The organism is Streptomyces sp. NPDC015130 (assembly GCF_043080005.1).
Taxonomy (GTDB): Bacteria; Actinomycetota; Actinomycetes; order Streptomycetales; family Streptomycetaceae; genus Streptomyces.
In genome coordinates this window covers 106,663-117,330 of record NZ_JBIBVC010000022.1, presented here as the reverse complement: position 1 = coordinate 117,330, position 10,668 = coordinate 106,663, and the positions used below count along the sequence as shown (strand labels likewise).

Here is a 10,668-nt window from a genome sequence, read left to right as displayed (position 1 = left end):
TCGCGGCCCTTCGAGGCGACCGCCGGGAGGACCTCGACCGTGGTCTCGGCGCGGTCGGCGGCGATGAAGCGGATGTGGCCCGCGGGGACGTCGAGAACGACGGCGATCGGGGCGGTGGTGGGGAACTGCATGGCGAACTCCTTGGTCTCCTGCGGACTGGGCGGCTGCCGGACTCTCGCCCGCGCCGTTTCCGACAAGAGAAACGCTACGTTGCATTCAAAGATCGAGCAACAAGCGTGTTGCACCAAAACTCCATCAATGCAGGTCAGCGCCAGGATTTCATTGCAACGATCCTGGGTGCTAACGCAACGAGCATCGCACTCACGTTGCAATGGATTGAAAGTGAAGGCTATGCTTCAGTGAAGACCGGGCAAAGCGACGGCCCGGTCGACGTGGTGAGGTCCGAGACAGCCCCAAGACTCTCGCGCGGCCCGCTCGCCGTGCCGGACCGTGACGGAAGCACGTGGGCACGGTTCGGCGCGGGCGGCGTCGGGGAGGGCGTGATGCCTTCCCCCTCGCGCGTGGAGGAGCACCACCGAGTCTTCCAGGACGTCAGAAAGGGAGTGGCTGCGGGGAGTCCGGCCTGGAGTAGGGGGCGAGGTAGTCGGGCAACTGACCGGGACGGAAGGGAACCTTCCAGTCGCCGGTGCCCTTGTAGACGGTGAGCCAGGAGTATCCGTTGTTGCCGCTGTCGGCGATCAGGTCGGGATGTCCGTCGCGGTCGGTGTCGCCGATGTTGACGATCTGGCCGTAGACGCCCCAGCCGCCGCCGACCTTCGTGCGGGGTGCGAAGGTGCCGTCGCCCTTGCCGAGGTAGAGCCATAGGACGCCGGAGCGGTCGGTCGCGATCAGGTCGGGACGGCCGTCGCGTGTGAGGTCGGAGCCGGCCGCGAGCCTGTCGTACGTGTTCCAGCCGCCGCCGACAGGGATCCGCTCGGCGAGCACCTGGCCTGTGCTGGGGTACAGCCACAGGACGCCGGACGTGTCGCGGGCGAGGATGTCGGAGTGCGGGGTCGCATCGAGGTTCCCGGCGGAAAGCAGCTGGTCGTAGATCTGCCACCCGCCGCCCCGCTCGGTCGGTTCCCAGTCGGCTGCGTGAGGGCCGAGGAGCTGCCGGACGTCGTAGGAGACCAGGTGTCCTTGTCCGGTCCGGACGAGCAGGTCGGGGGAGTTGCTGTCGGAGTAGTCGTGCCTGGCGCTGCCGCTCGCGACCGTCAGGAAGCCGGTTCGCTCGACAGCTCCGCCGATGTTGCTGAGCGGGAAGGCCGTCATCTTCCATTCGTAGGCGCCGTTGTAGGCCGCCGTGCCGTTGGTGAAAGTGCCGTCCCATTCGAGAACCGCTTCGGTGTCCGCGCCCAGGAGCGTCTGGTTCGCGGTCCAGGTCCTGCCCGTCTGCTTGTGCGTGACGCGCAGGCTCACCCGCAGGTCGCTGCGGCCGTACACCCACCGCAGCACCGCCTTGTCGCCGGCAGCGCGGAAGCCGGCGGTCGCGGGCGCCTGCGAGGTCACGAGGGTGGTCGGCGTGGTCACGCCGTTGGTCGCCAACAACACCGCGGCGGGCCGGCCGTCCGGGCCGGTGTCGATCCGGTAGACGCCCCTGCCGAGTTCCGGCGTCGTGCCCTGCGCCAGCAGGCCCTGGTCGGCGCCGGCCAGAGTCTTCACGTCCTTGAGCAGGCTGATGACGGTGCCGTCCTTGAGGGACACGGCCGAGAGGGCTCCTCAGGCGTCCCGTACACCACCCAGTCGCCCAGCAGACCGATCTGTGTGGAGTAGGCAGAGCGCAGGGCTGTGTGACGTGTCCTTTCCCACGTGTCACGGCGAGCGGTCACCAGGGTGCTGGCTCCGGTGAGGTGGTCCTGCTCGATCCACGCCAGGTGGGTGGAGGAGACCGCGATGTCGGAGACGCCTTGGGCGCCGGGGAGTACCCGGTCTTCGGTCACTTTCGCTTCCGCCAGGTCGATGACGGCCAGATGCCCCTCGGACGCTTCACCGACGGCGACCTGGTAGTGGATGGCGAGAGTGCCGGGCAGGGAGTACGCGAGCCTTTTGAACTTCATGCCGGCGGGGAGGCCGGTCACCTGCCGCTGGACGGTCGTGCCCGCGGGCTTGGACAGCAGGCGCAGGCTCTCCCCGCCGACACCGGTCCTCCAGAACACGAGGGTGTCCTGCAGCAGAAGCCTGAAGTTTCGATCCTCCGCGACGGAGGAAGCGTCGAGGTCGACGGGCGCGCCGCCCGCCATGTACAGGATCCGGTAGGCGTTCTTCTGCGTCCGCACCACGACGCGGCCGCTGTCGGGGGCGACACCGGGGAATGTGCCGTCGGAACTGGCAGGAAGCGTGGTGGTGACCCCATCCGCGGACCGGTGCCACCGATGGGCGTACTTCGTCGACCCGGCGGGGATGGCATAGGTCACGAACCCGGAGGGGCTTCCGGCCCACAGCTGCGCGTCGCCGGCGAGGACGAACGGCCGAGTCGGCTCCTGCCGATCCACGGCCCCGGCCCGGCCTCCGTCCGTAGCAGGGAGGGCGGCTGCCAGCCCCGCTGCCAGCGCAGGGCCGGCAGCCGCCGTGAGAACGAGGGAGACGGCGAGGGCAAGCCGGTCGACGCTTCTGCGGTGCTTCAAGGGGGATTCTCCTGGAACGCTGTGGTCGTGGCACCCACGCGCCACGACCGCAGGACTCACCGCAGCCACCAGGGTTGTGCGAAGTCCACCACGGAGAATGGGTCTGCCGGCTCAGGGGACCCGTCTGCGGACAGCTGCCCCGGGGCTCAGGGCGTTGGGGCAGCCGGGATCGGCTCGGGTTGGGCCAGGGGGGCGGTCTTCCGGGTGGTCGTGGTGGCTGGTGGTCAGCGGCGCTTGGCGCACAAGGCCGCGTCCACCGCCCCTTGGAGGTGGCGCAGGCTTTCGCCTTCGGCCGCCCAGGTCGTGGTGTAGACGGTCACGGTTCCGCGGCCGGCCGTGGCGCGGCCTCCGCCCACGGAGTTGCCGGGCAGGTCGCCGCCGTGGCCCCAGTAGACCCCACCGCAGCTGAGGGGGATCGAGGCGATGCCGTAGCCGTAGCGGCTGCCCGCCGGGTAGACGTCGCGCCCACCGACCGCGGTGGTGTCCCGGGTCATCTGGCGCACCGCCCAGCCGGGCAGGAGGCGGCCGCCGAACAGCCCGTCCCAGAAGGCGTTGAGGTCCCTGGGGGTGGAGACAAGGCCACCGGACGCGCCGAATTCGTACCCGGGAAGCTCGGTCAGATCCATCCGGCCGGCCTCCGGGGCAGCCGGATGGATGCCGTAGTTGCGGGCGTGGGGCCCGCGCAGGGACAGCTCGCCGGGCGTGGGCCAGTAGGTGTCGTCCAGGCGCAGCGGGCGCAGGATCGTGCGCTCGATGTACGTGCGGAAGCCGATCCCCGACGCCTTGTCGATCACCATGCCGAGCGCGAGGTAGTTGGTGTTGGAGTAGCCCCAGTCGGTGCCGGGCTCGAAGCCGGGCTTCTCCTTGAGCGCGAGAGCCAGATAGTCCTGCGGTGTGCCGGGCCGGGTCCAGTCGACCAGCGTGGTGTACTCCGGCAGCCCGCTGGTCTGCTTGAGTAACTGCCTGATCGTGATCGTGTGTTCGGAGAGCTGTGGCACGTATCGGCCGGCGCGGTCGTCCAGCCGTATCCGCCCGTCCGCCACCAGGCGCATCACCGCTGCCGCGGTGAAGGCCTTGGTGTTGCTGGCCACCCGGATCCGCCCCTGCTCATCGACCATGGGCCGGCCCGACTCCAGGTCCGCGACACCGGCGGTACGCGTCTTCCTGCCGTCGTACGCCAGGGCGCCCGGGACCTTGTCGGCGTCGACGAGCAGGTCCAACTGCCTCTGTACCGGGTCGAGCGGCTGGGCCGCCGCCGCGGGAACGACCCCCCCGATGGTCGTCGCGGCAAGCAGAACTGCGGTGGCGATGCGCTTGCGGTACATGAGGCTTCCCCCTAGTCACCGGCCCGTGTGGGCCGATCAGTCGCTTGACGACGAGTCTGCCAGGATGCCGAGACAAGATCATTGCGCCCAGCCCCCGAACGGGACGGCGGTTACCCCCCTTGACACATCACGGCCTGTCAGGATCAGGGTTCGGCCCGGGAGCGGCGGGGTGACGTGGGGCCATCGTTCTGCGGGTCGGGCTGTCCGGTGTCCCTTGTGAAGTGCAGCCAGGCGCTCAGCGTCACCTGCAGCGCTACCACCGCTGCCCGGTCGAGGAGTTCACCCACGGGCCTGCACCCGAGTACGGCATCCCCCTCCGACCCCACGGCGGAGGGTCCCATAACGCCGACAACGCCCCGGACTTCGCACTGGACGGTCGGAGGCTTGCGGTGGCCGGCGACTGCGCGGGTGCCACCATGGCCACAGCGCTCACCCTCATGGCCAAGCAACGCGGTGGCCCTCGCCTGCGCGCACAACTGCTCTACTACCCGATGACCGCCCCGCACCTCGGCACCGCCTCGCGGAAACACTTCGGGTCCGGCTATCTCCTCACCACCAAGGCCCTGGACTGGTACTGGCAGCAGTACACGGACGACGATCGCGAACTCGCCGAAGCCACGGCCTCCCCGCTGCGGGCGACAACCGCCGAGCTCGCGGGCCTGCCACCCGCACTGGTCGTCACGGCCGAGGCCGACGTCGTCCGGGACGAGGCGGAACAGTACGCGCGCCGGCTACAGCAAGCGGGCGTGGCCGTGGCCGCCGTCCGCTACCTCGGAACAGTCCACGACTTCGCGTCGCTCAACGCTCTCCGCGACAGTCCGCCCACCAAAGCCGCCATCCACCAAGGCGGCGCCTTCCTCAAAGCCGCTCTCACCGCCGGGCAGTGAGAGCGCGGACGTGAACCGCCCCAGCACCCAGGCCAGAACCCCCAGCACCCTGAACTTCACCCGGGTTCCGACTCCGGGGGAACCGGCGATGTGGCCGGCGCGAGGGTAGCGCCAGGACTGCAGAACGACTTCCGGGCCGGGGTGCATGGAGACGGTGCAGCGGGGGATGGATGCCGGGGCCTGGTCCAGGCGGGGCCGGGGCATCCATCCTTCGCTCATGCCGTGGCGTCCAGGAGCGGAAGCGCCAGGTGGCCGTGGATGAGCCTCCTCCGCGCCGCGAGAGGCAACGGTCGGACCGGGATCCGACGATGCACGCGAGGTGCACCGTGATTCCCCTGGTCGAGGAGGACGGCGGCAAGTGCGGGGATGCCGGTCAAAATGAGGAAGGTCATGCCGTGGCCCCCGCCGCGGGGGTGTCGGCGTGGACGGTACGGAGACCCGTCGCACGTGCCGCGTTCAGGAGGTGCTCAACGGCTCTGGACCGGTTCGCCAGCCTGAGACGTCGCCCGCGCTGGGGCCACCACTCGAGAACGGCGAGGAAGGCAGAGTCACAGAAGGCCACCCGGGCCGTGTCCAGGACGAGACCGGTGTAGCCGTCGTCGGCTGCGGAGGCCAGCAGCGCCCTCAGCGGGCCGATGCTGTAGCGGTCGATCTCTCCGGTGAGCTGGATGACCAGCGTGGTGCCGAGGCTGGTGCAGGACTCGATGCCTATGACGTAGGGCGCGGTGTCCGCGCCCGAGTCGTGCACGACAGAAGGAACCGGGACGGTCAGGGGAGCCGGCTTTATCGGGGCGGTGTTTGAAGTACTCACATCTCCATCAACACTGCTCGCCGTGGCCCGGGTAGCGAGCCACGTGGCTCTTTCACCCCATGTGACCAGCAACAATCCCCGCAAGAGGGAAAGTCTCCACCCGGATGAGGGCGACCGCGCCGAGCTTCTTGACCGGAGAGGGGCCAGCCCTCAGCCAGGTACTTCGTGGTATCGGAAAGGGATGTCGGGCTCTATGCGGTGTACCCAGCCGGTCAGGTCATCTCTCTTGTGACGAGATGGCGTAGGGGACATGCGAGTGGATGTCACTTTGTGTTGCAACTGTCTTTGACTCCGCGTCGTCGTCTTCTGCAGTTCCACGACGACTGCGGAGGCACTCATGAATGGGTTTCAGGCGCTCGAAGACACTCCGGCCGCGCTGTTGGATCTCGACCCGTACCGTTTCCCCGGCGCGTACATCGACGACGGGTGCGAGGAGGCGTCCACGGCCGGCGGCATCACGGCGTTCGGCGACCACCCGCAGCCCGCGCCTGCGCCTACGAACTGCCCGTCCCTTCGTCTGGAGCCGGCTGACCGCCGTCGGCTGGAGTTGCACGCCGCCCTCACCACGGCGGGTATCGCGCCCCTGCCGGGCGACCTCGACGCCATCGAGGCCCTGTGCACGCTGGACGACACCACCCACATCGCGCTCCGGCGATGGCTCAGCGGGACTGGCAACGTCTGACAGATCACAAGAATCGCGGGTTGAATTCGCCACGCTCCGCCTCCCTGCCCATACCGCTGTTGATCGGGGATAGTCGGCCACTTCGTCAGCTGATCCCGGAAGCGAGGTAGCAGATGAATCCCACTTTGTGGTCGGCTCGGTGGTTGGCTTCCGCGGGGGATGACCCCACCGCGTGTCTGCGTGAATGGAGACTGAACGAACAGGGGGTGGTGCTCCTTCCGGCAGGGAGACTCTGGGACGCCTTGGCGGTCCCGGAGACGCTGGGACACAGCCTGCTGAACGCTGTCGCACGCTCCGGGCACCCGACAACCGGCCCGGTGCTCCGCGACACCAGGCGCCAGGAGCTTGTGCTCCTGATGACTCCAGGCAGCCCCGCCACGAGGCTGGAGCGCGCTGCTCGGCATCTGACGACCGGGACCTGGCTGGCCGTGCCTGCCCCCGGCCGGAGAGTGTCCGGGCTCTCCTGGCTCGTCCCACCCGACGGAAGCGGAACGCTCTTCTCCCCACGGGACGTATATCCCGCACTCGCACCACGACGGTCAGCGAAGTGAAGCGAGCAGGGAGGAAAGGCCGCGGCTGCGCGTCTTCGAGGCCAGACAGACGCACGCCCCCGCGGACCTTCGGGACTCGGCTGAGGGCTGCTTGTCTCGGATACTTCTCCGCGCTTCTGCATCGCCTGGTCTGGGGAGCCCGCCACGACGTCTACCGATTCAGGGGCAGATTGCCTGAGGCATCAGAACCAGAGGACCGCGAGATGTGATCCATGAGACGGGGAGGGGGCGGGTGGCGCGGAGGCCGCGTCCACGAATGGGAAGAGGTATGAACGTCCCCGCAGGCCTCGCCCTACGGACCGGGATCACGCAGCGGGGACAGTTCCTGGGGAATGCGCCTCAGCGTGCGAGCGTCTGTCGGGTGGTTCCCGTCGGTTGCTGGGAGTCAACAGGCGACCTCATCGCGCCAGATGGGGTAGTTGGCGCTGGTCATCGATCGCAGGAGATCTCAGCCAGCCATTCCGGGGTGTAGCACTCGGCGAACGACCACTTCTGGTCCGAGTACTGATCGTCTGTGCTGTCGGTGTACACCTCAAGCCTGCCTTGCGGCGTCAAGCGATAGTACTCGCGAATCGGGTCACCCTCCACGGTGGGATAGGCCACCTTCAGTTCCGCACTCTCGCCGTTCTTGAGGGCTCGCTGGAGGCAGGCAATTTCCCGCGCCGCCTGTTTCCGCATCTCCTCACCCTGATCCAGGCTCACCTCGCCACAACGTGAAAACTCGGTTCTGGACTCCCAGCGTTCCTTGACCGGATCGTTCAGCATGCCGCAACCGGCAACCAACAAGGATGTGAGCGTTACCGCGACGAGCCGCGCGCGCATCGAAACAGCCGCCACGCGACGACGACGGGCCCTGCCTTGAGCTATCACGCCGCCCCCTTCCTGGCCCTCAGACGCAGCGTCGACGAAACCGGTTCCATGCGCCCACGTCCTGGCGGTGAGTCTTGACTCACCGCCAGCCTGCAGGTCAGCAGCCTTGTCTCTGCAGTACCTGATGAGACGGAACACCTACCATGGGGACATGAGTTCGAACGTGGGTGCTGAGACGCGACCGGAGCTCAGTGCGGCGTTGAGCGGGGACGAGCTGGCACGCTGGTACTGGACGCTGGCCGAGCTGACCGCGCTCGCCCGGGAGATCGGGGTCTCGCGGAGCGGTGGGAAGGCGGCGCTGACGCAGCGGCTGCGGGCCGCATTGGACGGCGTCGCCCCGGTGGCCGCGCCACCCCGGACGCGCGGCACCGGCCACCAGCTTGCCGCGCCGGTGAACGGCTCCACTGCGATTCCCGAGGGCCAGCGGTGCAGCCAGGTGCTGCGTGAGTACTTCCGCCGGGAGATCGGCCCGAGCTTCCACTTCGATGCGTGCATGCGAGCGTTTGTTGCCGAAGGTGCAGGGCGCACATTGGCCGACGCCGTCGCCCATTGGCATGCCACCCGCCGGACTGCTTCCCAGATTCAGGAGATCGGCGCACAGTTCGAGCTCAACCGCTTCCTGCGTGACTGGCACGCCGAGCATCCGGCCGGCAGTCGCACCGAAGCGCTCGCCGCTTGGAGGGCTCACCGCGGCCGACCTCGCAGCCCGGCAGCGAGGTGACCGGGTCGGAGCGATGACTGGGCGCCGTAACGACGTTCGAGGCATGCCACGCTGCCCCCTCGCCGCTGAGGAGCTGTCCGGGCGATCATGCGACCGCTCCGCGCCTGGGTCTTCATTGCGGGCATGGGGCGGGGCGGTCTGACGGATGCCGAGTGGGAACGGTTGCGCCCGTTCCTGCCGGTGAACAATGGGCGATGTGGCCGGTGGCGGGATCACCGGCAGGTGATGGACGGGATCCTGCACCGGGTGCGGACAGGCGTGCGGCGGAAGCATCTTCCCGAGAAGTACGGCCCTTGGCAGACCTTCTATGAACGCCATCGCCTGTGGTCGGCCGACGGAACTTGGGTGCGTCTGCTGCAGCAGGTCCAGGCCGCCGCCGATGCCGCGGGCGTGATCGACTGGGACGTCTCAGTGGACTGCACCATCGTGCGGGCCCATCAGCACGCGGCCGGTGCCCGGACCGGACCGCCGTCGGGACTCGCGTCAAAGGGGGCCGGAACGGCAGAACACCAAGGCGAAACACCGTGGCAGAGAACCCTGCTCCCAGCGCCCTCAGGTGAGCGGCAGGTGGGGGCGTGTGGCGCTGCGTCGTGCCGGCGGGTTGAACCTGTGTCGAAGCACGGCAGTTGGTACCGGCAGAACTTGTTGGGCTGGTGCAGGAGACCGGTCGAAGCAGCCTGATTGTCACCAGTGAGGCATGCGGCTTGTCACAGGTCCTCGTTGAGGACCATCGCGTCCGGCCGGAAACGGCCTCTCAAAGAGCGTTTTATCCCGTATGGAGTGTTTAGCGGTTGCTTGGGTAGTGGACTGGGCTGTGACTCCTGAGGCCAGGGCGGCCAACCGTGACGTGGGAGGCAGCTGACGCCATTGCCGGGCACGTCTCGGCCCGTTCACTCCTGCCTGATCCCAAGGCGCCCCCGCTCACCCCTGTTTGCGCCCTGTGGCGGGACGTCGTTCGACGGAACTATCGAAACATGTCTCGACAGCGGCCGTATCCGAGTGACCTGTCTGATGCCCGATGGGAACTGCTTGAGCCCATCGTGTCGGCCTGGCGGGCCGAGCGGAGAGGGAAGGGTCTGGACATCGGGCGGCCGCCCGAGCACGGCCTGCGCCGCATCATGGACGCGGTCGTGTATGTGGACCGGACCGGGATCCCCTGGCGCTACCTTCCCCACGACTTCGCGCCGTGGGAAACCGTCTACGGATACTTCGCCGCCTGGCAGAAGGACGGCGTGTTCGACCAGCTCAACGGCCTGCTCCGCCGAGCGGTCCGGGAGGCCGCAGGCCGGGACGCCGAACCGAGCGCGTGCGTGCTGGACGCTCAAAGCGTCAAGACCTCCGCCGACGTCCCGGCCACCGGCCAAGCATCGACGCGGGCAAGAAGATCGCAGGACGCAAGCGCCACATCGGCGTCGTCACCCTCGGCCTCCTCCTCGCCGTCTGGGTCACCGCAGCCAGCGTCTCCGACAACGCCGGCGGAATCCACCTGCTCTCGCACATCGCCAAAGCTCACCCGAGGATCACCAAGGCCTGGGCCGACACCGACTACCGGACCAAGGCCATCGAACACGGCGCCACCCTCGGCATCAACGTCGAGGTCACCCGCCGCGACCCGGGCCAGAAGGGCTTCAAGGTCATCCCGCGCCGCTGGGTCGTCGAACGGACCTTCGGCTGGCTCATGAACCACCGCCACCTCGCCCGCGACTACAAAACCCACCCACATCGCTCCGAAGCCATGATCCGCCTCGCGATGATCGACCTCATGACCCGACGGCTCACCCGCGAATCCACCCCAAACCGGCGCGACACCTGACCGTGCGGTGCGGCATCACTGCCCGTTCTTGGGGCACTTGCGAAGCACTTGAACGACCGCTCCACCAGGTCAAGCAGTCCTTCAAGCGGCCGGGCTCTGGGCAGGGCATCCCCCGTAGATGTACGGGTCGATTTCGTTGCCCCTCCTGTCAAAAAGGTGGAAGCAGTGGCCGTTGGCCCACACAGTGACCGAGTCACGCCGGTGGTCAACCTGGAACGGCTCGTCCCCAAGCTGCGTCCCGGGCCACGATCCATCTCCCGCAGGGGAATGAGTGACAACGACGCACTCCTCCTTCGGCAAGATCCGATGGACGTCACCCCAGGGCTCCAGCATCAGATCCAACGGCACCTCGTCGTCGTTGCCGACCACTAGCCGCGCCGTTCT

Annotated in this window: 8 protein-coding genes and 2 pseudogenes; 5 read left to right on the top strand and 5 right to left on the bottom strand. The window is 68.1% G+C overall.

All coding sequences use genetic code 11. The features are described 5' to 3' along the window. Window positions 1–552: 552 nt before the first annotated feature. From ACF08F_RS33855 to ACF08F_RS33845, 3 genes are all read right to left on the bottom strand, one after another. On the bottom strand, window positions 553–1,704 hold the full coding sequence (locus ACF08F_RS33855; RefSeq protein WP_392302352.1) for an FG-GAP repeat domain-containing protein: 1,152 nt from the start codon (window positions 1,702–1,704) through the stop codon (window positions 553–555). Next, window positions 1,659–2,684, bottom strand: a complete 1,026-nt coding sequence (locus tag ACF08F_RS33850; RefSeq protein WP_392302351.1) for a hypothetical protein — start codon at window positions 2,682–2,684, stop codon at window positions 1,659–1,661. Before ACF08F_RS33850 ends, ACF08F_RS33855 begins: the two co-directional genes overlap by 46 nt. Window positions 2,685–2,848: 164 nt before the next feature. Next, window positions 2,849–3,949: a serine hydrolase domain-containing protein gene (locus tag ACF08F_RS33845; protein WP_392302350.1), complete on the bottom strand. Its 1,101-nt coding sequence runs from the start codon at window positions 3,947–3,949 to the stop codon at window positions 2,849–2,851. 221 nt (window positions 3,950–4,170) lie between these two features. Between ACF08F_RS33845 and ACF08F_RS33840 the strand changes: the two genes are divergently transcribed. After that, window positions 4,171–4,836 (top strand): alpha/beta hydrolase fold domain-containing protein, encoded by a 666-nt coding sequence (locus ACF08F_RS33840; RefSeq protein WP_392302349.1) that lies wholly within the window; start codon window positions 4,171–4,173, stop codon window positions 4,834–4,836. Window positions 4,837–5,224: 388 nt separating this feature from the next. On the opposite strand, the gene ACF08F_RS33835 is transcribed toward ACF08F_RS33840, so the two are convergent. Further along, the gene (locus ACF08F_RS33835) at window positions 5,225–5,584 is read right to left on the bottom strand and encodes an STAS domain-containing protein (protein ID WP_392302348.1); all 360 of its coding nucleotides are present in this window, start codon (window positions 5,582–5,584) and stop codon (window positions 5,225–5,227) included. A gap of 400 nt (window positions 5,585–5,984) precedes the next feature. Here ACF08F_RS33835 and ACF08F_RS33830 point away from each other — a divergent pair, with 400 nt between their 5' ends. Next, the gene (locus ACF08F_RS33830) at window positions 5,985–6,329 is read left to right on the top strand and encodes a hypothetical protein (protein ID WP_392302347.1); all 345 of its coding nucleotides are present in this window, start codon (window positions 5,985–5,987) and stop codon (window positions 6,327–6,329) included. Between the two features lie 980 nt (window positions 6,330–7,309). Here ACF08F_RS33830 and ACF08F_RS33825 read toward each other — a convergent pair. Continuing rightward, entirely contained in the window at window positions 7,310–7,717 is a 408-nt protein-coding gene (locus ACF08F_RS33825; protein ID WP_392302346.1) for a hypothetical protein, read from the bottom strand. A gap of 184 nt (window positions 7,718–7,901) precedes the next feature. Between ACF08F_RS33825 and ACF08F_RS33820 the strand changes: the two genes are divergently transcribed. From ACF08F_RS33820 to ACF08F_RS33810, 3 genes and pseudogenes are all read left to right on the top strand, one after another. Continuing rightward, window positions 7,902–8,471, top strand: coding sequence for a DUF6434 domain-containing protein (locus ACF08F_RS33820; protein WP_392302345.1), 570 nt, complete (start codon window positions 7,902–7,904; stop codon window positions 8,469–8,471). Between the two features lie 123 nt (window positions 8,472–8,594). Then, a pseudogene (locus tag ACF08F_RS33815) lies at window positions 8,595–8,930 on the top strand (IS5 family transposase); the annotation flags it as partial. A 515-nt stretch (window positions 8,931–9,445) separates the two neighbouring features. Next, window positions 9,446–10,284, top strand: a pseudogene (locus ACF08F_RS33810) (IS5 family transposase). The last annotated feature ends 384 nt before the right edge of the window (window positions 10,285–10,668 follow it).

Bases quoted from the DNA above. Each gene is read 5' to 3' on its own strand.
- ACF08F_RS33830 (WP_392302347.1), top strand. From the start codon at position 5,985: ATGAATGGGTTTCAGGCGCTCGAAGACACTCCGGCCGCGCTGTTGGAT.
- ACF08F_RS33845 (WP_392302350.1), bottom strand. From the start codon at position 3,949: ATGTACCGCAAGCGCATCGCCACCGCAGTTCTGCTTGCCGCGACGACC.
- ACF08F_RS33820 (WP_392302345.1), top strand. From the start codon at position 7,902: ATGAGTTCGAACGTGGGTGCTGAGACGCGACCGGAGCTCAGTGCGGCG.